The sequence below is a fragment of the Photobacterium sagamiensis genome (assembly GCF_050337085.1).
Taxonomy (GTDB): domain Bacteria; phylum Pseudomonadota; class Gammaproteobacteria; order Enterobacterales; family Vibrionaceae; genus Photobacterium; species Photobacterium sagamiensis.
Window position 1 is genome coordinate 257,588 of sequence record NZ_JAKJSP010000012.1, and the last position, 22,173, is coordinate 279,760.

The 22,173-nt window shown below is 45.9% G+C and carries 19 protein-coding genes; 9 read left to right on the top strand and 10 right to left on the bottom strand.

Translation table 11 applies throughout. The features are described 5' to 3' along the window. Positions 1-379: 379 nt before the first annotated feature. The 4 genes from L4D76_RS03445 to cuyB all read right to left on the bottom strand — a co-directional run bounded on the left by L4D76_RS03445 (position 380) and on the right by cuyB (position 6,360). On the bottom strand, positions 380-1,663 hold the full coding sequence (locus tag L4D76_RS03445) for a dicarboxylate/amino acid:cation symporter (RefSeq protein ID WP_428439533.1): 1,284 nt from the start codon (positions 1,661-1,663) through the stop codon (positions 380-382). A gap of 517 nt (positions 1,664-2,180) precedes the next feature. Further along, positions 2,181-3,590 carry a sigma-54-dependent transcriptional regulator gene (locus L4D76_RS03450; RefSeq protein WP_428439534.1) on the bottom strand — a complete coding sequence of 470 codons (1,410 nt, stop codon included), beginning with the start codon at positions 3,588-3,590 and terminating at the stop codon, positions 2,181-2,183. After that, the gene (locus L4D76_RS03455) at positions 3,590-5,290 is read right to left on the bottom strand and encodes a transporter substrate-binding domain-containing protein (protein ID WP_428439535.1); all 1,701 of its coding nucleotides are present in this window, start codon (positions 5,288-5,290) and stop codon (positions 3,590-3,592) included. Before L4D76_RS03455 ends, L4D76_RS03450 begins: the two co-directional genes overlap by 1 nt. Positions 5,291-5,649: 359 nt before the next feature. Further along, positions 5,650-6,360: a cysteate racemase gene (cuyB, locus tag L4D76_RS03460; protein WP_428439536.1), complete on the bottom strand. Its 711-nt coding sequence runs from the start codon at positions 6,358-6,360 to the stop codon at positions 5,650-5,652. A gap of 203 nt (positions 6,361-6,563) precedes the next feature. Between cuyB and L4D76_RS03465 the strand changes: the two genes are divergently transcribed. Beyond that, entirely contained in the window at positions 6,564-7,445 is an 882-nt protein-coding gene (locus L4D76_RS03465) for a LysR substrate-binding domain-containing protein (protein WP_428439537.1), read from the top strand. Between the two features lie 161 nt (positions 7,446-7,606). Then, positions 7,607-8,377 (top strand): TSUP family transporter, encoded by a 771-nt coding sequence (locus L4D76_RS03470; RefSeq protein ID WP_428439538.1) that lies wholly within the window; start codon positions 7,607-7,609, stop codon positions 8,375-8,377. Here the strand turns inward: L4D76_RS03470 and L4D76_RS03475 are convergent. Further along, positions 8,337-9,182 carry a LysR family transcriptional regulator gene (locus L4D76_RS03475; RefSeq protein WP_428439539.1) on the bottom strand — a complete coding sequence of 282 codons (846 nt, stop codon included), beginning with the start codon at positions 9,180-9,182 and terminating at the stop codon, positions 8,337-8,339. The two genes, L4D76_RS03470 and L4D76_RS03475, sit on opposite strands and share 41 nt — an antisense overlap. 93 nt (positions 9,183-9,275) lie before the next feature. Next, a complete protein-coding gene (locus L4D76_RS03480; protein ID WP_428439540.1) occupies positions 9,276-9,764 on the bottom strand; it encodes a MarR family winged helix-turn-helix transcriptional regulator in 489 nt (162 codons plus the stop codon). Between the two features lie 292 nt (positions 9,765-10,056). Between L4D76_RS03480 and L4D76_RS03485 the strand changes: the two genes are divergently transcribed. From L4D76_RS03485 to L4D76_RS03500, 4 genes are all read left to right on the top strand, one after another. Further along, positions 10,057-10,260 (top strand): hypothetical protein, encoded by a 204-nt coding sequence (locus L4D76_RS03485; RefSeq protein ID WP_428439541.1) that lies wholly within the window; start codon positions 10,057-10,059, stop codon positions 10,258-10,260. 139 nt (positions 10,261-10,399) lie between these two features. After that, complete coding sequence (locus tag L4D76_RS03490; protein ID WP_428439542.1) at positions 10,400-12,103, top strand: L,D-transpeptidase family protein; 1,704 nt, start codon at positions 10,400-10,402, stop codon at positions 12,101-12,103. A gap of 163 nt (positions 12,104-12,266) precedes the next feature. Continuing rightward, on the top strand, positions 12,267-12,806 hold the full coding sequence (mepK, locus tag L4D76_RS03495; protein ID WP_428439574.1) for a peptidoglycan L,D-endopeptidase MepK: 540 nt from the start codon (positions 12,267-12,269) through the stop codon (positions 12,804-12,806). Positions 12,807-13,012: 206 nt separating this feature from the next. Next, positions 13,013-13,666 (top strand): MBL fold metallo-hydrolase, encoded by a 654-nt coding sequence (locus tag L4D76_RS03500; protein ID WP_428439543.1) that lies wholly within the window; start codon positions 13,013-13,015, stop codon positions 13,664-13,666. Between the two features lie 226 nt (positions 13,667-13,892). Here L4D76_RS03500 and L4D76_RS03505 read toward each other — a convergent pair whose 3' ends face one another. Beyond that, positions 13,893-14,558 carry a DUF2982 domain-containing protein gene (locus tag L4D76_RS03505; protein WP_428439544.1) on the bottom strand — a complete coding sequence of 222 codons (666 nt, stop codon included), beginning with the start codon at positions 14,556-14,558 and terminating at the stop codon, positions 13,893-13,895. Between the two features lie 391 nt (positions 14,559-14,949). Between L4D76_RS03505 and L4D76_RS03510 the strand changes: the two genes are divergently transcribed. Together L4D76_RS03510 and L4D76_RS03515 are read left to right on the top strand one after the other, a co-directional pair. Next, positions 14,950-15,357 carry a MarR family transcriptional regulator gene (locus L4D76_RS03510; protein ID WP_428439545.1) on the top strand — a complete coding sequence of 136 codons (408 nt, stop codon included), beginning with the start codon at positions 14,950-14,952 and terminating at the stop codon, positions 15,355-15,357. Between the two features lie 243 nt (positions 15,358-15,600). After that, positions 15,601-15,906, top strand: a complete 306-nt coding sequence (locus L4D76_RS03515) for a hypothetical protein (protein WP_428439546.1) — start codon at positions 15,601-15,603, stop codon at positions 15,904-15,906. Positions 15,907-16,037: 131 nt separating this feature from the next. Here the strand turns inward: L4D76_RS03515 and L4D76_RS03520 are convergent, their stop codons facing one another. Then, on the bottom strand, positions 16,038-17,231 hold the full coding sequence (locus L4D76_RS03520; RefSeq protein ID WP_428439547.1) for an amino acid aminotransferase: 1,194 nt from the start codon (positions 17,229-17,231) through the stop codon (positions 16,038-16,040). Between the two features lie 389 nt (positions 17,232-17,620). On the opposite strand from L4D76_RS03520, the gene L4D76_RS03525 reads away from it, so the two are divergent. Further along, positions 17,621-19,195: a BCCT family transporter gene (locus tag L4D76_RS03525; protein ID WP_428439548.1), complete on the top strand. Its 1,575-nt coding sequence runs from the start codon at positions 17,621-17,623 to the stop codon at positions 19,193-19,195. A 112-nt stretch (positions 19,196-19,307) separates the two neighbouring features. Here the strand turns inward: L4D76_RS03525 and L4D76_RS03530 are convergent, their stop codons facing one another. Together L4D76_RS03530 and L4D76_RS03535 are read right to left on the bottom strand one after the other, a co-directional pair. Next, positions 19,308-20,042: a 3'-5' exonuclease gene (locus L4D76_RS03530; RefSeq protein ID WP_428439549.1), complete on the bottom strand. Its 735-nt coding sequence runs from the start codon at positions 20,040-20,042 to the stop codon at positions 19,308-19,310. Between the two features lie 17 nt (positions 20,043-20,059). Then, complete coding sequence (locus L4D76_RS03535) at positions 20,060-21,940, bottom strand: putative nucleotidyltransferase substrate binding domain-containing protein (RefSeq protein WP_428439550.1); 1,881 nt, start codon at positions 21,938-21,940, stop codon at positions 20,060-20,062. Positions 21,941-22,173: the final 233 nt, after the last annotated feature.

Genomic DNA, 22,173 nt, shown 5'->3' on the forward strand with positions numbered 1-22,173 from the left:
AAAATAGTGTTCAGTTGTTTTTTTGTTAATTTTAACGGCTAGAGTTATTAGTTAAGCAGAATATTGAAGCGGGCTCACAGATTTTATTCTGAGGTTGAGGTATTTAGGCCGAGCCAATACGGACTTAGCGTATCTGATGTTTAATTTAATACGTGTTAAACCGCAGCAGTCATTTTTATATATATAATTTTGCTACATTGTTTGATCGCACAATTCACTATTGCTGCATAAGCTGAACTCTGCATCTTGAGGTGGCTTGGATATCTGTGACGAAGTAGGGCAGGAAGTGCGCCTGAACGTAGTCGCCAGGCGCATTTTTTCGGTTGCAGCCTTACCTGTTTATGAAGGCGAGACTGTAACAGAATTAAATAGCAGAGCTTTATGCAGCCTCTTCACCGGTACGGTTATAAACTTCGCTGGTGCTGTTATAAACCTCGGTATCCAGCTCACCTTCGCTGCGGCCTACCAGAATAGACACCATCAGATCGCCACAGACGTTAACACTGGTACGCGCCATATCCAGGATCCGATCGATACCGGCAATGATAGCCAGACCTTCCATTGGTAAACCGACGGTTGTCAATACCAGCGAGAGCATGATCAGGCCGGCACCCGGTACGCCTGCGGTACCAATAGAGGCCAGCGTCGCGGTCATGATAATCGTCAGGTAATCAGCAAAAGAAAGATCAATGCCGAAGGCTTGGGCGACAAAAAGAGCGGCCACACCCTGATACAAGGCCGTACCGTCCATGTTGATGGTTGCACCAAGCGGCAATACGAAGCTGGAGATCCCTTTAGAAACACCCATTTCTTCACGTGCGCACTTAATGGTTGCCGGTAGGGTGCCGGAGCTGCTTGTGGTAGTAAAAGCCACTGCGGCAGGGTTAACCAGCCCTTTCAAGTAAGGTACAGGGTTCAGGCGGCCAAAAATCTTGATAACACTTGTGTAGAAGACCAGTACATGGAGCAGGCTAGCGATATAGGCAACGGCAATCACCTTGAACAACGGCAGCAAAATATCCAGACCGTATTTACCGGCCACCCAGGCCATCAGGCCGAAGATACCGTAAGGCGCAAACTTCATGACCAGCTCGGTCAGCTTGTACATGGCTTCAGCCAGGCTTTCGAATACCTGTACGGCAGGCTTCGCCTTTTCGCCACATAAATTAAGGGCAACACCCAGGCCAAGAGCAAAGACGATGATTTGTAAAATGTTACCGGCTGCCAGTGCGCTTATAGGGTTTTTAGGGATTAGATTAAGAATGGTTTGCACTAGCGTTGGCGCTTCTTTACCCTCGCTTGCTACCGCAGAGGCTGTCATATTCAAACCTTCTCCCGGTGTCAGCAAGGTTGCCAGGCCCAGGCCAATACTGATGGCGACAGCAGTCGTTGCGAGGTAGATCGCGACTGATTTCACACCGATACGTCCCATCTTTTGGGTATCTTGCATTGAAGTGACACCCACTATCAGTGAGCAGAAAACCAAAGGTACAATCAACATTTTGATGGCGTTGATAAAGAGGGTTCCGATAGGTTTGAGCATTTCAGCATCAGGCCCGAGTACGCTTCCTGCGATCACACCGAGCACCATACCGATCAGAATTTTCTTCCACAGGGCGAGGTTGCCCCAGAAGCCGCTTGGCTTAACTTGTGCTTGTTCCATGTTATTTCCTTGTCCGTTGTTTAGCGGGTTGAAGTTGTGTTACTTCCAATAATTTTTTGTGTTTAAAGTGTTCAATAAACGGCTAAACGGGGGTATATCCCATTTTGCCTTGGAATACATATAGCAATTTTAACGCCAAGTTAACATTTTACATTATCTTCTTGTTTTTAAAGGAAGAAATAGGTTAATGAATATGACTGGATTTTATGGAGGGGTATAACCAAAGGAATGGGCTGATGGTGCGGTTACCTTATTATTTATTTATAATCAGTAGCTTACCTGTTAATGGCTGGGTTATAACTTTTCGTTAGGTTATAGGGGTTTAATGGGTGAGTACTATCACGATAGAAGTTTGACGAATTCAGTCATCAAATATCCCCGCACATGGATCCCTGATAACCGCCAGGTAAGTCTTGTGTCTGGCGGTTTTTGGGATGATGACTGTTTGCTTTCATCGATAAAGAATTAATATGCTTGGTCAATCATAATTAATGAGTCAGGTCCATAGGGTGTGACCCTAGGACTGGGCTTTTTTGAGCCGCTTACTTAATGCTGGCTGTGAAATCCCTAGCAGCTTGGAGGCGAGTGACTGATTGCCTTGTGCCCGGTGCATAGCTTCATTGATCAGAAGATCCCCGACTTCTTGTATGGTCGGCAGAGGGCGGTCCGGATTAAAGAGCATTTGTTCGCTGCTGGCTTCGGGCTCCGGAGGGGGGATGTTTTGGTCAAGCACACGGCGGAAAACGTCCATAGAGAGCATCCGCGAGCGGTGTAAACTCATAGCGTCATACGCCAGTGCCCTGAGTTCCCGTATGTTGCCGGGAAACGCATAGTTGGCGAGCAAGACAGGCAGTTCTTTGGGGATGGTGGGTTTGTTTTTACCCAGCTCGTCTGCCGCCTCTTTGAGAAAATGCTCAAGCAACAACGGAATATCTGCATTACGCTGGCGTAGGGGAGGGATATCCACCTCATGGGTTTTCAGGCGGTAGTAAAGATCTTTGCGGAAATTCCCCTCTTTTTGTTTTTGCGCCAGATCCTGATGGGTTGCCACCACTACCCGTGCACGTAAACGTTTTGGCCGGTCGCTGCCCAAGGGGTAGTACTCTCTTTCCTGCAACAGGCGCAATAATTTAACTTGCGAGGCTTGGCTCAAGTCTCCGATCTCATCCAGAAACAGGGTACCGCCTGCAGCCTGCTCTATAATGCCAGCCCGGGCTTTGTCCGCACCGGTAAACGCACCGCGGTGGTGGCCAAAAAGGGTATCGGCAAACACATTGTCATCCAGCCCGGCAACATTGACGCAGACCAGCGATCCCTGACGGTTACTCAGCGTATGGATGGCCTGGGCGATCAGCTCTTTGCCGACGCCACTTTCACCACAGATCATGACGGGCTGATTGCTGGGTGCGACAGACTCCAGATACTGAAAGACCGATCGCATGCCTTTATCTTCAGTGATGATCTTCGAAAAGGCTTCAGGGTGCTCCAGAGTATCGGTGAGAAAACGCCTGCGCAGCTCCTGGTTTTCCAGCCGCATCTCCTGCATCTGAATGGCGCGTTTGATCCCCTCGATCAGCCGGTCCTCTTCTGTGGTCTTGACAAAATAGTCGAAAGCACCGAGGCGTATACAGTTCACTGCTGTTTCCAGCTGGTTCAACCCGCTGATAATAATGACCCCGATCTCCGGGTATTCTTCGACGATTTTTTGCAACAGGACTTCGCCAGAGAGGTTGGGCATGGTCAGATCCAACAGCACCAGCCCAATATTCTCCTTAGCGAGGATCCCCATTACGTCGCGGCTATCCTCACATTGGAATATGTGGTTAATTCCTCCTCGTCGTTCCAGAACAATACTGAGGCTGCGCAGGAAGGCCGCTTCATCATCGACCAGCAATACGCCAAAAGTGGGGTAGCGATTAGTATTCATTAAGATGTGGTTCCTTTAATGGCGGGTAACGAGAGTGTCACACAAGTTCCATGCTTGGGCGTAGAGTCGTAGGTTAGGGTACCACCATGTTCCTGAATAATGGTGGACGAGACCGATAGCCCAAGACCGGTCCCACCTTGTTCCCGCTTGGTGGTGAAAAACGGATCGCTCAGGTGCGGCAAGTGCTCGGGAGCGATCCCCCGCCCTTGGTCGCAAACTTCTAATTTCAGCATGTTTTCAGGACCCTGATAGACGGTACGGACTGAAATTCCATTAGCAGGACTTTCCAGCGCCTGACAGGCATTGATGATCAAATTGATCACCACCTGCTCTATACGCTGGGCATTACCTTCAAAACACGGCAACTTATCGGCGTAGTTGACCTTAAAGTGATGGGTGGACTTTGAAATGGTATTGTCGACCAGACGAATGGCCGTGGCGACGACATCATTAAGATCGACCGTTTCACTCAGATCGGCCGGCTCCTGGCGGGCAAAATCCCTCAGATCATCAACAATTCGGCGGATCCTGTGAATACCGGTCAGCATATCATCCAACATAGGCGGAATGGCCTCACGCATTCGGCTGTATTCCAGGCCGCCAATAAGGAAATCACCATGATCCTGGTAATGGGCTTCCAGGATCTCTTCGGCATCCTGATAAACGTCTTTCAGTATTGGCAGGTTAAGCAGTAGCAGGCTGCTGGGGTTGTTGATCTCGTGGGCAACACCGGAAACCAAGATACCCAGCGAAGTCATTTTGTCGGCCTGAATTAACTGTTGTTGCTGCAGTTGCTGTTCCCGGGTGCGCCGTGCGACCTCTCGGCTGAGGGTCCGGTTCCAGATCATAATGATCCCCAGTATCAGCAACAGCAGTGCGGAAACAAAAGCGGCTGCCATACCCAATTTCTTCCAGGTCACTCCCCGGTTTTCCAGTGGGCCCAGCCATTTGTCATAAATAGCTTGCTGTCGCCCGGTATTTTTGAGAATTGCCAACCCCTCGCTGAACTGGGCCAGTAACTCTTGCCTGCCCTTCAGGACAGAATAACCATAAAGCTGGGCACTAAAAGGTTTGCCAGCCGGGAGTATGTTGGATAGCTCAAGTACCCGTCCCATATAAAGACCGGGCAGATTGGCAACCAGAGCATAATCGTGCTGGCCCGATGCCAGCAACCTCAGCGCATCGGCATGGGTATCGACCAGGATCAGCCGGGCTCCCACGTTATTTTGTAATAAATAGTCGTGCATGATGCCACCGCTTTGCACGATAACCTCTTTGCCACTCAATTCGCTTAGCTCAGAAATACTTGGCGAGCCTTTACGGGCGAATACGGACTGGTGGACAACAGCATGAGCTGGCGCGAAGTCGTAATCCTGGGACCGGGCTTCGGAAATGATCATCCCCTGTAGTGCATCAATTTCCCCGGTTTCCAGCTTTCCGCGCATATCGTCCCATCCGCCAAGTTGAATGTCGACCTTGATCCCCATCACTTCAGCAATAGCCCGGGTGAGCTCAGTATTGTAACCGTCCGGTTCGCCGTTCTCGTTGAGAAATTCATAGGGGGGGTAGTTATGATCTCCTCCCACCCGAATTATACCGCCATGGTCGGATGCTTCGGCCGGAAGGATGCATGCAGCAGCAAGCCACAGGAGCGCTAACGTAAGCTGCCTGAAAATAGATTGAATTGGGGCATATATCATACCGCTGTTCCTTTTCGCTGAACTCATCATTTTCCCTGAGGATGCGCCGTTGGCGGCTGATACTATTGATATTTAAAATATTATATAACGGATAGCCAAGGCGTATAACCCTCGGTACTGATACAAGTGGGTCAAAGGTTAATCAGTTAGGCTTGAAATGGGGGTACGGGTCTAAGAATCAACAAGCAAGGGAGTTAAATGGCATGAGTGAGAAGATGGAGCGAAGAGAAAGGGTTAGCGAAGCGGCAACTTAGCTGCGGTGTGTTGCGAGAGTAGCTTCAGAATATTATATTGATACTCTTTGCTGCGCTGCCTATGTGGCTTTGAGCGCAGCAAAGATGAGATGGCGTCAGAAGACACTAGGCAACAAGTTCGTGAGGATCTTCTTGCGACCAGGAAATACACTGAGTCGCTAGGATTTCAAGTGAATCCAGACACTGATCAGGCTGCTGGTGGCCTTGCTCTGCCAAGGCGACGGGAATTTCAGTACATCCGAAAACAACAGCATTCGCACCGCGGGAAAGCATGGCATCAAAAACAGGTGCCATTAAACGTTGCCCGTGTTCAACATCCCCGGCTTTGACTGCACAGATACCTTCCATGACAGCTTGTTGTTCTTGCTCTGTGGTTTCTATCGCATCAATCCCACATTGTGCCAGTTTTTCCTGATACATACGCGTCATCATAGTGGCTGATGTTGCTAAAATACCCACTTGACTATAACCACGCTGTTTTGCTTCAGTAACGACACTGTCGATTATGTTGATGGTATGCACCTTACTGATTGCCTGAAGTCGTGGGTACCAATAGTGCGCGGTATTACACGGTATGACGATGCATTCAGCGCCGGCTTGTTGAAGTTCTTCAAAGCCTTTTTTTAATGCCGGGAAAGGGTCCAAGCCATTACCAATCAGAAAGTCGGTGCGGTCCGGGATCTGAGGGATATTACGAACCAGCATGGGAATATGTTGTTGATCATTACGAGCTGGTGTTTGCGCAATTATTTTCTGCATAAATTCCACAGTGGCTAATGGCCCCATTCCGCCCAAAATACCTAATTTCCTGCTCATGTTCTTATCCCTACAGTGTTTTTAACTGTAATAACGATAAAATAGAACGTTCACGTTGAGAAATGCCATTGCTGATTCTCCCATGCCGGATCGGTATAGTTAATGATTGGAATTGTGATATTGATCGCTTGAAGTCTGGTCGATATACACTAACGGTCCGTTATACTATTTTTCATTTCTCGACTGTAGCGCATGAATAACGCATGAATATAGAAAGTAAGTGGCTGGAAGATTTTTTAACACTGGCGGATGTTCGTAACTTTTCTCAGGCTGCAGGAATACGTAATGTGACACAACCTGCATTTAGTCGCCGTATCAGAGCATTAGAACATGCAGTGGGTGCAGAGCTGGTCGATCGAAGTAAAATTCCTATCGAGTTAACACCAAGTGGAAGGCTCTTTCGAATTTCAGCACGTAACTTAATTAATCAGATGGTAGATGGCATTGGTCAGCTATCCGGTCTCTCAAAGCTTGGCGGCAATATTGTGCGGGTTGCTGCTGCCCATTCCCTGGCAACCAGCTTAGTGCCAACAATCCAACCCCAGCTACTATCCGGGAAACATAACCCTTTACTAAGCGTTGAAGCGATTGATGTTGATCAGGCTATCGTGGAGTTGCAGGAAGGAGGATGCGATTTGTTACTTGCGTTCGATAACGAATTGCTGCGATTACCTCCCTACCAGTCACTGCGCATTGGTGAAGCTGAGCTATTACCGGTTTGTGCCTGCGACAGTGCAGGAAAGCCGTTATACCTGCTTGATAAAAATAAAGCGGTACCCTGGCTCGCTTATAACCCGAATTCTTACATGGGACGGCAAGTTGAAGCGATTCGGGAACAGGTAAAATTAGAGGCCGTTTTTTCTTCCTCGATGACGGATTTGCTGAAAATACAGGTACTGCAAGGGCTAGGAGTTGCATGGTTGCCTGATTATTCGATTGAGCGGGAATTAGCCGCAGGAAAAGTGGCTTTAATCGGCGAACCCTATCTGAGGTTACCTATTGCTTATTACGCGTATCGTTATCAGGCTCGGTTGCATCCTGCCGGTGAGCAAGTATGGCAAATGCTGTGCAATATGGTGAAGTAATACCAATTCCACTAACTCTCGCTGAACCGATCAGATAACTAATGGATTGACTATGGCAACCTACTCCAAACTGGAATGGGTTGCTGTCGTGTGTTTCGTTTTTGTTTACTAATATATACAGGTAATCTAGCGGCCGATGATTATTATTAGGGAAACAATAGATGGATTTATCGGTCGAGATTATCACCATACTTTTCGTTGTTGCGGCATTGGCTGGATTTATCGATGCAATAGCGGGCGGGGGAGGATTATTAACCGTTCCCGTACTTTTATCTGTCGGGTTATCACCGGCACAGGCGTTAGCGACTAACAAGCTGCAGGGATCTTTTGGCAGTTTTTCTGCCACCCTTTATTTCATTCGCAATGGCGTCGTGAAATTAAGTGAGATGCGAAATGGGATCATTTGTACTTTCATCGGAGCGGCATTAGGCGCTGTATTGGTACAAAGAATTGATGCGTCGGTATTAACTGCGATCATTCCGCTACTGCTGTTAGGGATCTCATTTTATTTTCTTCTGGCGCCAAAATCTATTGTCGAACCGGGTGAGTCTAAGCTGTCCGAGAATATGTTTGCCTTAACGGTAGGCACATCAATCGGTTTTTATGATGGTTTTTTTGGTCCGGGTGCCGGTTCCTTATTTACCATCTGCTTTGTTGCCATTGCGAAACGAGGAATAATTGAAGCGACGGCGAAAACAAAAGTGCTGAACTTTACATCAAACATCGCGGCGTTATTGTTCTTTATTATCGGGGGGCTTCCGGTATGGGAAGTCGGTCTGCTGATGGCTGCCGGTCAATTTATCGGCGCGAGATCGGGGGCTAAAATTGTGGTCACCAAGGGACAGAAACTTATCCGTCCGATGGTGGTGATTGTTTCTATGACTATGGCTATCAAGCTGTTGGTCGAACAAAATCCGCAATGGTTTCAATAAGCTGTTTAATTCTGTCAACTTTGTAGCTATTGGGACGGTAACAAAGGTTGACCGGCCGGGTTAAATCGTCGAGAAAATCAAAATGATGGCAATGCTCTGGTTTTATATTGAGGGTTTTTACCACAGACTCGGGTACCAGGGCCGGCGTTACTCCACCGAGAGCTAAGAGTGCTGCCGCCGTATAGGAGTCCATTTGCATCAGCGGCTTGATCCCGGCTTTCTGTAATATTCCCGCTTGATAGGTATTAGCCGGGTTTTTGAAGTCGTTGGTTAATAGGGCCGATGGTGTCTTTTCTAGCGGCATATTACTGATTATGGTAAATGATTCGTTGAAAACATGCTTGGTTGCTAAGCCATGCTGAGGGGGAAGGTGTCCGGCACAAAAGCCTAAACTGGCATCACCGGATTGCACTCGTTCAACGATGAATGGCGTTTGATGGGTAGAGATATTGATATAAGGATCTTGCGCAAGATAGCGCTTCATCATTTTACTCAGGTAGGCCGATACCAGTGTTTCAGAGCAAGCAAGTAAGATTGGTGAGTGATCCTGTACTGTTTGATGGTCAAACAGTGCCCCCTGAATTTCTGTCAGGCTTGGAGCGACACTCTCAATTAAAGCCAAAGCATCAGATGTGAGTTTTATTTTTCTGCCTACAGGCTCAATCAGCTTTTTGCCTAACCGTTTTTCCAAATTGGCAATACGTTTGCTGACCGCCGATTGGCTGATATATAAACGACTTCCGGCCTTGCTCATCGTTCCTTCTTTTGCCAGAACCAATAAGGTTTCAATTCCTTCTAGTAACACAACGCTGTCCGACCATTGAAATTATGGAATTAATATACTGATGGCGAGAGGTGAAAGCCAGAGCCAATTAGAAGCAGACCTGGCTTTCTTCAATTATTCAGTAGGGGCTTCTTGCTGGGTAATGCTGCCGACTTCAAGTAGAGGAGCAACATTCAGGTGCTCCGCATTCATCATCGATGAAATACGCTGTACCGATGATAAAAGCAGAGATTGTTCCCAATCTTCAAGTTGCTGATACTCTGAAACAAAATTGTCCTGTAAAGGGAGAGGAGCTTTTTCGAGCAACGCTTTGCCTTTTTCAGTTAAATGAGCATGAACTTTGCGCTTATCAAGCTTGCTTCTTTCACGAACGACGAGCTCACGTTTTTCAAGACGATCGAGAATCGTTGTCGCTGTCGCCTGACTCATGTTGGTATTGTTTGATAATTGACGAATCGTGACTTCACCAGAGCCTCGAATTGCTCGCATCAACACCAATTGAGGCCCCGTTAATCCGGCATCTTTATTGAGTTTTCTCGAATGTAAATCGATGGCTCGGATTATCTGTCGAAGGGCAATGAGAACTTCTTCGTGTTTGTCCATTTAACTCTCCCAAAACAATTGCCGCGAAGGTACATCAAACGGCTTGAACATGAAAGTCTTTGTTGCTTATAGAAACGACATTTTTCAGGCCCAGTTATACTAAGCTTTGACATGAAAAGTTTAGTGTACTAATTAAATTTTACTTTGGGCTTTGACGTATGCGTTTAACAAAGTGTCAAATTGTGACTTTTACTGTCATAACTGGATGGTATTTTCGTCTATTTTGAGGCTAGCTTTTATAAGTTCATCATTTTTAGTACTGGTTTGATTCTATTAGCTAATTTGAAATGTTATGAGTTCTGATAATTTTACAGTAAAAGATGTTGTTGAAAACCTGGAAATCATTCGTGTTCGTTACGAGTTACCAGATTCGTCTGCTTTTGTTCGTTATGAAGCCAGCTTTGATGATAGTCAGCCTGAAGATCGGATCCGCCTGAAAGCGCAAGATGGTTCGCCTCATATGAGCCTAAAGGAGCGCATTGGTCCCGGGAGTTAGGCGATATTGGTTTAAGCTCAAGGTTGCTGATGGCAAGATTTTGATAAGAATTGGTATAAATTATCACTGAAAGCTACATTTAAGCCCAAAGGTATGTGTATTTGCCATACTTGAATTGATGTTCTTCGGGGGAGCTGAAATGGCAATGATAAGGCAATCTTGTATCGCGCTGGTTTTGATATTCGCCTTTAGCTTGCAGGTATTGGCAAAACAACCGCTGCTGACAACACCTTCAATTGATATTTTATCAGAGCAGCAGGCACTGTCTGAGCCAACGGTGACACCTGATATCGCTTTGCAGTATCAACAAGCAAAGCTATGGGTGGAGGAGGTTTCTGATAATTTATCTGAAATCCAGTATGTTGATGAGCTGGCGAAACTTTATTTTAGTCTTGGTTATACCCCGCTATGGCATGATTCATTTGCCGCTAACGAATTTGAAGAGCAGCTCCGCGTCGTTGCTTTATCCGCAGTCAGCTCAGATTTTTCCCGCCGTTATACTCAGCTCAAGTATTACAAGTTGTCGAATGATTGGCGTCAGTATGATCTTTTGGCGACTGATACCTTACTTGCGTTCATGAGTTACGTTGAAAATATGCCAGCGTACGGCAGAGGCTGGTTGTTTGGTGCCGGGGTTGATGTACGATTGCCTTTACCATCTGAAATGGCAATCGAGCGTATGTTACGTGCCGTTGAAAGTAACCGCCTGCGATTTTTTATTGCTTCGCTAAAGCCGGCTGATGAGAGTTACAGCAAAATCACACAGGCAATAACAGATCTCGAAGTGCTTAAAGAAACACCTTGGCCCGGTTTTTACCAGCAAGGTATTATCCGGCTAGGTGACCGGTTACAAAGACCTGATGCATTAATCACTATTTTGGAAAGCTTGGGAGATATCAGCGGATACGAGGCGCAGCAGTTGCGTTCAATGGATATTCGCACTTTAAATCTGGACTTATCTGAAGGGGTGAAAAATTTTCAGCGACGTCACGGTTTAAAAAATGATGGGATTATTGGGCCGAAGACCCGTTACTGGTTAGCGATGCCACCGCAAGAGCGGATCCGCGTATTGGCATTGAATTCGCAGAGAGTGCGGTTATGGTCGGTCGAGTATTCATCGGTATTGATAGTCAATATTCCCGGCTATGAAATGAACCTGTGGCTCGACAATGAGCATGTGCTGGACAGTAAAGTGATTGTCGGGCGTCCTAGCCGGCGCACACCGCTGATGAGTTCACGGGTTGACTCGGTGGTATTTAATCCATTTTGGAATGTCCCGATCTCTATCATGCGCAAAGATATTTTACCTAAGGCACAACGTGACCGGGGTTATTTGTATCGCCATGACTATGCCGTTATCCGGAGCTGGACAAATACAGAGCAGATCCCGATCCACACAATCGACTGGCGTATTGTGAATGCCAAGTTGTTCCCATACCGGTTACGCCAAAAGCCGGGTGACAAGAATGCTCTCGGACTTTATAAATTTAACATTCCCAACCCGAATTCCATTTACTTGCACGATACGCCGGCAAAGAGTCTGTTTAGCAAAGAAGAGCGGGCATTCAGTTCAGGGTGCGTACGTGTCGAGCAAGCGGAGCATCTGGTCATGATATTGTTGAATTACTCGGGTATGTCAGAGGAGCGTGTAAACGAGCTGAAATCCTATCCAGAAACCAAGACAGTCGGTTTAAAGAACCGGGTGAGGGTTCATGTCATTTACCAGACCGCATGGGTTGATACGCAAGGTCTGGTGAACTTCCGTGATGATGTTTATCGCTATGATAAAGTGAGTGACAGTTCGCAGTTAGATAAAAAATTCACATACCGTTACAAAGGATAATTTATTTATAAGTCAATAAGTAGACACCGCATTAGTTATAAAGTGGTGTTTTTTTGCGATCTCGCCGTTTGACTGAACCTGACCTGAACGCTATCGTGCTTGAATTATAGAGGTCTTATGACCCGTTTCTTGTTTGATTTTGGTTTTGGTTAGGATGTCTGAGATTGATTACACGCGCCGTCAGCTCTTAGTTGCTGGTGGGCTAACACTGGGCGTATGCTTGTTGCCAGGAGTGGCCATTGCCAGCCCGTTTAAAGCAACAAATCCACGTAAAATTTCTCTTTGTAATATTCACACGCGTGAAGATTTAGAAACAGAATATTTTAACGGTAAGAATTATATCCCCGCTGAGTTACAACGCATTAATCATATTTGTCGTGATTTCCGACAAAATGAAGCGGCTAAGATGGATCGCCGTTTGTTTGATGCAATTACAGAAATTCAGGCGAATCTGGGCCATAAAGGTCAGGTGCGAATTATTTCGGGTTACCGCTCGCCGGCGACCAATAGAATGCTGCAGAAAAAAGGTGGCGTTGCGACCAAGAGTTATCACATGAAGGGAGAGGCTGTCGACTTCAACTTAGAAGGCGTGCCACTGTCTAAAGTCCGAAAGGCGGCACTTGAATTGCGGCTTGGCGGCGTGGGCTATTATCCGAAGAGTAACTTTGTCCATATTGATACCGGGCCTGTACGTCGCTGGTAAGAGAAAATATCGACTTTATAGAGGCGAGTGATGAGAGAGAAATTTTTCTTTTCTCGTCGCTCTCTTGATTATTATTTATCGTCTAATTACTCGTTCCGCGATTCTCGTAACTCGCTTCTAGTCCTATCTACTCTGTCATTCCCTTTTCGCTGTAACCGTGGCATCCTTCATCCTAGTTTTTATGCCAGTTTAGGAAAAGAGGACGTATGAGTCTCCAGTTTGAAATTGTTCCTGTAACCCCATTCCAACAAAACTGTTCTATCGTTTGGTGCGATGAAACCAAAGACGCCGCAATTATCGATCCGGGCGGCGATATTCACCTTCTTATAGACAAAGTTCAGCAGCTTGGTTTGAATGTGAAGCAGCTACTTTTGACTCACGGCCACCTTGATCATGTTGGCGGTACAGCGCCACTTGCTGCAGAGCTCAGTGTTCCGGTTGTTGGCCCTCACAAAGATGATGCTTTCTGGCTGCAAGGCTTACCGCGTCAAAGTGAGATGTTTGGTTTTCCGCTAACAGAAGCATTCGATCCTGATCAGTGGTTAGCTGAAGGTGATGAGGTTGTCATCGGCAACCAAAAACTGCAGGTTCTGCATACCCCCGGCCATACTCCAGGCCATGTGATTTTTCATAGCACTGAAGCCAAAGTGGCTTTTGTGGGTGATGTACTCTTCAAAGGGGGAATTGGTCGAACTGATTTCCCTAAAGGTGATTATCAAACCCTGATTAATTCGATCAAAGGAAAGCTATGGCCGCTGGGCAATGACGTGACGTTTGTATCTGGTCACGGTCCGGTATCCACTATCGGTAATGAACGAGCATCAAACCCGTTTGTTGCTGATGAGATGCCGATCTATTAAGTTTCGAGTAGCGAGTAGCGAGAACGCCTCGCGCTAGATTCCAGCTGCTTGTTTGAGAAGCGCTTTTTCATTTCGGGAGAAGCGCTTTTTTTCCAGTATTTATTTTGGGGGAAGTAGGAGAGGTAGATTGGTGCTTTCTCGTTCCTAGTTTCTTGTCCCTCGAAACTCATTTTTTTTGTGATTACTTTCACGCTTTTTTATCCCCTCCGAATGTTTGTGATAGTGACTACCTCGATTGCGCGAGGTAACGGCGGAGCAGACCAATGAAATCATCGACAGGCCTGTCGAGTAAATCTTCTGATATGAAAAAATCAAACCCCAGCAACTCCCGGTTATAGCGCATCCGGTTTGCCAACATAGCCAACAGTCCTTTGATGACGTTACCGTTATGTGTCACGTAATGCGTATCATCAAATAACATGTCCTCAATGTCATGGGGCGGAACATCGGCCCGCTTATAAGCCAGGATCAGTAGCCCGCGCTGCTCCAGCAATATTTTACTGGCAATACGCGGGCAGATGGATTCCAGAAACTCGTCGTAGTCTTTTAATTTGATCCCTGCCCAAGGCAACGGGCGGTGCCAGCCTTCGTAAGAGAGCGAGACCGGGCCTATCTCTGTAATGTTATGCCATCTGGCCAGCCAGCCGCCAGCAGGGCTATGAAACTGAATATGCATGAAGGTAAGCGTAAATGAGAGGTCGGGTTCGCTTGATTGCTTTATCGCGACGATTAGCAGGGTCAGGGCAGCAATCAGTAAAATAGCGATAGCAGCGGCATTGGCCTCAGGATACAAAAATACCCCCACACCAATGGCAATAAACGCAATGAAGCTGAAAATCAATAAATAAGCGCTGGGTTTAGGTATCTGAGGCCTGATAAATAACGTATCCAAATAGCCCCCTTCAGACTGTTCTGCTTATACGGGCGTATCATAAGTATGGCTGAATATCAGATTTACTGCTTATATGCATCAAAACGAGCAAGATGTGTGTTTTATACTGTTAATAGCCAATAAAGTTACTTTTATGTAGTACGTAGGTGTGTTTTCTGGCTATTTTTCATCCAAAAACTATCTTGGCAAAGTTGCCAAAATTCACCTCATATCGCGTTGATTTTTTGTAAAAATTGAGATCTTATCGATTATTTTTGAGTGAAATCATGTTTTGTTGTGGGTTAAATAGCCGTTTGCTGGCATTTCTCTGGCATCCTTGGTATAACACGCGCTTACTTTTTCCCGCTGGTACAGTGGTGACTGAAAGTAGTGCAACGGAGTAGGAAATTTAATGAGAATCTCTCACAAACGTAAAGTTCAGCTTAAGCTACAAAAGCGAGTACAGGCATCTGTAGCAGTAGCAAAACCAGCAGCGAAGAAAGACGCTGTGAAAAAAGCACCAACTGCAGAAACGGTAAAAGCTGCTCCAGCGGCGAAGCCTGTTGAAGAGCAAAAGCCAGTTGAAGCGGCGGCACCTGCTGCAGCTCAAGTGTCTTTGACTCCGAAACAGCAACAAGTGCTGGATATCGTGGTTAAAAACCAAGATGGCCTTAACCCTAAAGGTATCGGCCTTCAGGCTGGTCAGGAAGATGCGAAAGCAGCTTCATGGGCAACAGGTGCGCTAAAGAAACTGACTGAAGAAGGTTTGGTTGAGCGCATCCAATTAGCAGGAAACAAAGTACTTTATAAAGCTGCTTAATGACTGCTAGACCTGCTCCTTAGTATTAAGGAGCAGGTGTCCCTCCTCTTACCTCTGTAACATCTCCCCGAATTATTTATTGCCTTTCAAAAACGGCCAATAACGTGTGATTGAAGCACCCAGAGAGTGTTTTCCAGAAGCGTTATCAAGTCTTAGAACCTGACGGTTTTGTCTGTCTCTGCTATAACTTATTTATGAAAGAGTGATTTTTTCAGGGTTCGAGACACTCGGAGGTGATTATTTATGACAATGATAAGTGCTAGAGAATTTTCTGGCTGGCTTCGTAATCGCTTTGCTGAAGATAATCAAGGGGTCTGTTTGACGCGCGAAGATATTAATCAGTTAACAGGCAGACAGAGCTTTTCTCTGGGATTTGTCCACGATATTCATTACGAACTGATGCAGCATGGCATGGCATTCGTCACGGATACGTCCCGCGAAAATTTCTATTTGATCCCGCTCTCTAATAAGCCCTGGCGTGAGCAATTGGAGCGCCAGTATGAAAGGGAGCTGTTTTGTAACGTGTTGCCCTTAGATAAATCTGGTTAGCGACCAGCAGCAAAAAATGATTACAAAGGGTTTTGATGTTTCATGATAATTAATGGATTTGGTATAGCAAAAAAGGGCACCTTTAGCGCCCTTTTTGTTATTTTAAACAGGTGAAATTGACAGGTTTAGCCTTAGCTAAGAACTGCAGCAATGCCTTTACAGAGTGGTAGCATATTGTTTTTAGTCATACCTGCGACACTTATGCGGCCAGAGCCTACGATATAAATCGCAAATTCTTCTTTCAGACGGTTAACCTGAGCTTTGTTCAGGCCAGAGAATGAGAACATACCGTTCTGACGTTCAATAAAGCTAAAGTCTGTATTGATACCTAGATCTTTAAGCGTCTGTACAAACAGGGTGCGCATTTCCTGAATACGGTCACGCATATCAGCGACTTCCTGTACCCATTCAGCACGCAGAGCGTCATCATTCAGAATTTCAGTAACAATCGCAGCACCGTGCGCGGGAGGGTTAGAGTAGATAACACGAGCAATACTTTTCACCTGGCTAAAGGCGGTTACTGCCAGATCAGCATTTTCGGCGACCAGCGTAAAAGCACCAACACGTTCATTGTAAAGACCGAAGTTTTTCGAGAACGAACTTGCAACTAGCAGTTCTTTACACTGTGCCGCGAAGATACGTAAACCTTGAGCATCTTCCTCAACACCTTTAGCAAAGCCCTGATAAGCGAAGTCGAACATAGGCAGCAGTTGTTTCTCTACACATAGCTGTGCCAGTTGTTCCCACTGAGCAGCATCTGGGTCGATACCTGTCGGGTTGTGGCAGCAGCCGTGAAGCAGAACAATGTCACCGGCTTGTGCGCCAGCCAGATCGGCCAGCATGGCGTCAAAATCCATATCTTTAGTTTCAGCATTGTAATAGCCGTACTGAGCTGTTTCTAAGCCCGCAGCGCCGAATACACCCATGTGGTTGGCCCAGGTCGGGTTGCTGATCCATACTTTCACATCGCCAAGCTGGCGCTTAATGAATTCTGCGGCAACACGCAGGGCACCGGTGCCACCAGGAGCCTGAGCGGTTTGCGCTCGCTTGTCTGAAATAATAGAAGCGTCAGCACCAAACAGCAGTTGTTGTACTGCCAGACCATATTCAGCCGTACCGGGAATGCTCAGATAAGACTTGGTGGTCTCTTTTTCCAGTAAAATGGCTTCGGCTTTCTTTACCGTGGCCAGTATAGGTGTATTACCTGATTCGTTTTTATAGATCCCAACACCAAGGTTAATTTTCCCCGGGCGGGCATCATTTTTAAACTCATCAGTTAAGCCTAGAATTGGGTCGGCAGGCGCTGCAGTGATTTTTTCAAACATTAGTGGTCATCCATGCTGATAAATGATTCGGTCAAGAGTTCTATTTATACCCTTTGCAGTAGAAGGTTGACAAGACAATGCAACAATTTCACCAGAGAAATTTGCATAGCCCTGCTTTGTTGTTGCTTTTACTTAACATTCCACCCTAGGGTTTATAAATGAATCAGCTTTCCAAAAATGCAGGGCAATGATTAGAGCTCGAAATATTATTTTATTTTTTTTGGCTGAAAATATTCTTTTTTTAGCTAGCTAAATGCATGGAAACGCTATTGAGCTAGTATTTTTCAATTAAACTTGACACTTAAACCACATAAATGATTTGATCTCTCGGTTGGAATTTATTTATAGGACTAAGTATCTTGACGGCTTGAGTGTCAAGATGGGATTCAATGATGAGTAAACATGATAAGTACAGTATAGAAAATACGGATTACACTGTTGGGCAGGATAATATCCAAAAGTGGGGCTTTGATGTACATAATCCTGTTTTCGGAGTAAGCGTTGGTTTAATCGCGTTGTTTTTGATCGCTGCTTTGGTCAGTGATGCAGCAACAGCAAAAGCTGTCCTTAATGGGGTGAAAAATAGCATCATTAATAATTTTGATGCGCTGTTTTTATGGTCAGGTAATATTTTTGTCGTTTTCTGTTTAGGTTTGATTTTTTCACCTTACGGGAAAATCCGTATTGGTGGTAAAGGTGCAGAAACTGATTATTCACGCATGTCGTGGCTATCTATGCTTTTTGCCGCCGGTATGGGTATCGGTCTGATGTTTTGGAGCGTAGCAGAACCTGTCGCTTATTATACAGGCTGGTATGGAACGCCTTTGGGGGTAGAAGCAAACACGCCTGAAGCTGCTAAGCTGGCACTGGGTGCAACGATGTACCACTGGGGTTTTCACCCTTGGGCGATTTATGGGGTCGTAGCGCTATCTTTAGCCTTCTTTACCTATAATAAAGGTCTACCACTTTCTATTCGCTCGATCTTTTATCCAATTCTTGGCGATCGCGTTTGGGGATGGCCTGGGCATATTATTGATATCTTTTCTGTTCTCGCGACCTTATTTGGTCTGGCGACGTCATTAGGCTTAGGTGCTCAGCAGGCGGCAAGTGGTATTGAACATGTGTTCGGTATCGAGAGCAGTATAGGCATGCAAATCGGCGTCATCGTAGTGGTGACTCTGTTGGCTGTTTTCTCGGTCGCTCGCGGTATCGATGGCGGTGTAAAACTGTTAAGTAATATCAATATGCTGGTTGCTGTTGCGCTGCTGGTATTTGTTGCTTTGGTGGGCTTTGCTGTATCAATGGGAACAATTCCCACGACGGTAAGTGCTTATCTCGATAACTTTGTTGCACTGAGTAATCCACATGGTCGTGAAGATCAAACGTGGTTTCATGGCTGGACTGTATTCTACTGGGCATGGTGGATTTCCTGGTCACCATTTGTTGGTATGTTCATCGCTCGTATATCAAAAGGCCGTACCGTTCGCGAGTTTATGACTGCCGTGTTGATTGTTCCGACATTGGTAACCGTTCTTTGGATGTCTACATTTGGTGGTCAGGCTATTGATCAGGTGATAAATGGTGTCGGTAGTTTAGGTGAGAATGGTATTACAGAAGTGCCTCTGGCGATGTTCCAGATGTTCGATGCACTGCCATTTAGCTCGCTACTGTCTGTGACTGCCATTGTTTTGGTGATGGTATTTTTCATCACATCATCTGATTCAGGTTCACTGGTCATCGATAATATTACCTCTGGCGGTAAAATTGATTCACCACTTCCACAACGGGTATTTTGGGCCACTGTTGAAGGCACCATTGCCGCCGTATTGTTGTGGGTTGGAGGTACAGAGGCTATTGAAGCACTGCAGGCTGGTGCAATTTCAACAGCATTACCGTTTACCTTTATTCTGCTATTAATGTGCGTGAGCTTGGTATTAGGCTTCCGTACTGAGCGTTTTCGTTAATTAACGAAGTGCGTAGATAGTAAAACACAACGCCGCTGCACTCTAGATAAGTGACAGCGGCGTTTTTTTATGCTGAATTTTGCAAAACCCATGATGCCTGTATTATCAGGTGCTATTGCCAAATCTCTGATAACGGTGTATCTGGGTCAAAGTGATAGGCAATTTGAGCTTGTAACAGTTCAGCGGTTGCTAATGCATCGGTTAAGGCGTGGTGAGGTTGATAGGCGGGTAGTCCATAGCGTTGTCTGGCTTTACCCAGCCGCACGGAACCCGGTCTTTTCCCTTGCAGGCGTTTCCAAACTCCCCCTGATTGGCGATGCTGTATCGCAGATTCTATTGCCATGGTGTCGACAACAGGAAATTTAATCCCTTCATTGAGTCGTACCTTTAATGCCCTGTTCATAAATTCCCGCTCAATACGCTGATAGTGCACTACAATTATTTTACCCGCTAAAGCATCCAGTACTTTTTCGAGAATTCGCAATAAATCAGGTGCATCGTTTACATCTGAGTGGGTAATACCATGGATGACCACTGACTCTTCATCAAGAGGTTGATGGGGATTGATGACCCAATGAGCCGATTCACGGCATCGAATACGTTCGAGAGTGAATGGCACGAGTCCGATGCTAACAATGCCATCTTTTTTGGGATCAAGGCCTGTCGTTTCAAAGTCTAATGCGACAAATGGAACGTTACGCAATGGCGTGTCACCACTGACCATCTCGGTGCTGTAATACTGCTTGAGACGAGAGTCTTTGGCCTGACTGGCAAGCTTGGCAAAAAACTCCGGCCAGTCAGGGGTTGCAGTATTGTTTAACAAACGTTTTGTTGGCTGGTTGAACATAAATACCCTAATGGTGGCTAGCGTCTATTGCCTTGGTAACGGAACTTTATGAAGTTTTGCGCATTACTGAGGATCTGGAAGGCGTCTTTTAAGTTTCGTCGCTCAAAATCTGACATGTTTTCAGGTTCAATACTATTATCGGGTTCTGTACCGGCTTCAATATCCAGTGCTTGATGTCGAATGCGAACCATGGATATGAATTCCATAGCATCACGAAGATCTTGCCCTTTTCCTGTTGGCAGAATGTTTGATTCAATAATATCATCCAGACGTTCAAAGGAATTTTGAGAACGAGAGCCAACAGCAAGAGCATGAACGCGGATCAAATCGGCCAATGGGGCGGTACCGCGTCGCTTTAGGTTAATTGAATTGTTATGTCGCCCATCTTTCTCCATGACGAAGTCTTTAAAGAAGCCAAGCGGTGGTGTGCGGTTTAAGGCGTTACGAGCCAAACAAGCGAGAAAACGATTGCTCCGTTGAGCTCGAAGGCGAATAAAAATATTTAATTGTTCAGCCCATTTAACCCGGCCCCAGACACCATCCAGGTCAAAAAAGATAGAACTATTGAGCAGTGCTTGTGGTTTTGGATTGTCAATCCAATCGGCAAAGCAGATTTCCCAATCATGGCGCGTTTTTCGCCATTCGGGATTAGTTGCCATAACTTTCCCTTCACAGTAACTGTAACCGCAAGCAGCAAGACCATCACAGACGAAAGTGGCTAGTTTGGAAAAATACGCACCATGATGAAGTTCATCATAAGCATTGTCGAGGATCAGCGCATTATCTTGGTCTGTAACGATGAGCTGTTCATCTCGAGCCATCGATCCAAGAGCGAGAAAACAGTAGGGGATCGGCGGTGGGCCGAGCGCTTCTTCGGCGAGCTCTAGCAGTCTTTGTTTAAAACTACGACCTATCACAGCCATTGCACTGCCAACCATATGGGAGTTGGCATCTTCGTTTACCATACGGACAAAACAATCTTTTACTTGCACTGATAATATCTGTAACTCTTCAACACTCTGCTGTTGAAAAATAGTACTTACCAGCAATAGACTATTTTGTGACTCGTAACGAACGATATCTGTTAGACCAATGATACCAATGGGATGTTTATTGCGCAGTACAGGCAGGTGATGCACGTTACAGCGCAGCATGGTTAGCATAGCTTCAAAAACATAAGCATTGTAATCAAGCGAAATGAGTTCTGTCGACATGACTTCAGATACGGGTGATGAGAGATCAATACCAGCAGCCAGTACACGGGTGCAGAGGTCGCGATCTGTGATAATTCCGATCATGTCATCTTTACCATCATCGTCATCAGATGAGTCCGGATCACTCAGTAGCAGTGCAGAGACACCTTCTTCAGCCATGGTTTGCGCGGCGACCTGAATAGTTTCAGTTTGTGGGATGATAACCGCTTCACGGGTCAGTAAAGTGCGAACCTTAGAAGTCGTGAGATCGTTAGCATCGGTATGGGTTGAAACTGCATGACGCAGCCGTGCGTTATCTTCAACGTCTACAAAGTCGGCAAAGCTTTCAAATTCTTCATAAAGGCTGTGAAAAGTTTCCTCGGGAATACAGTAAACAAGGGTATCTTCCAATGCTTTAGCTGGCATACGTACGCGATTGTTCATTAGTAGCCCCATTTGGCCAAAAATGTCCCCCTCATCAATACGGTTGTAAAGCTCACCTTTACGTCGATAAATCTCAACCACGCCACTACGAATTAAGAAAAGATCATGGATCTCGTCACCCAAATTAAAAATAATGGTATCCGCACGGTAATAGGCAACTTCGACTTGTAATGCTACTTGCTGTAATTTTTCTTCAGGTAACTTGTCAAAAGGAGGAAACTGGTTGATAAAATTAAGTATTTCGAGCTGCTCTGCTTCCATCACACTATCCGTTATTATTAGAAGTTATTCGTTCAACACAATAAAGTCATTATACCCAAACCACCTCGAGATGCAGAGTTTAGCGAGAGTTCATTGGCTTTTAGTCAAGGCAGCCATTTGAGATGGTTTGGGTATATACCGTGATTAAGCCCCTTTTAATACCAATACCGTTTATCTTTTGACCTTTCGGGGATTGTCTGGACTGGATCTGTAAATAAAGACCGGGTAGGGAC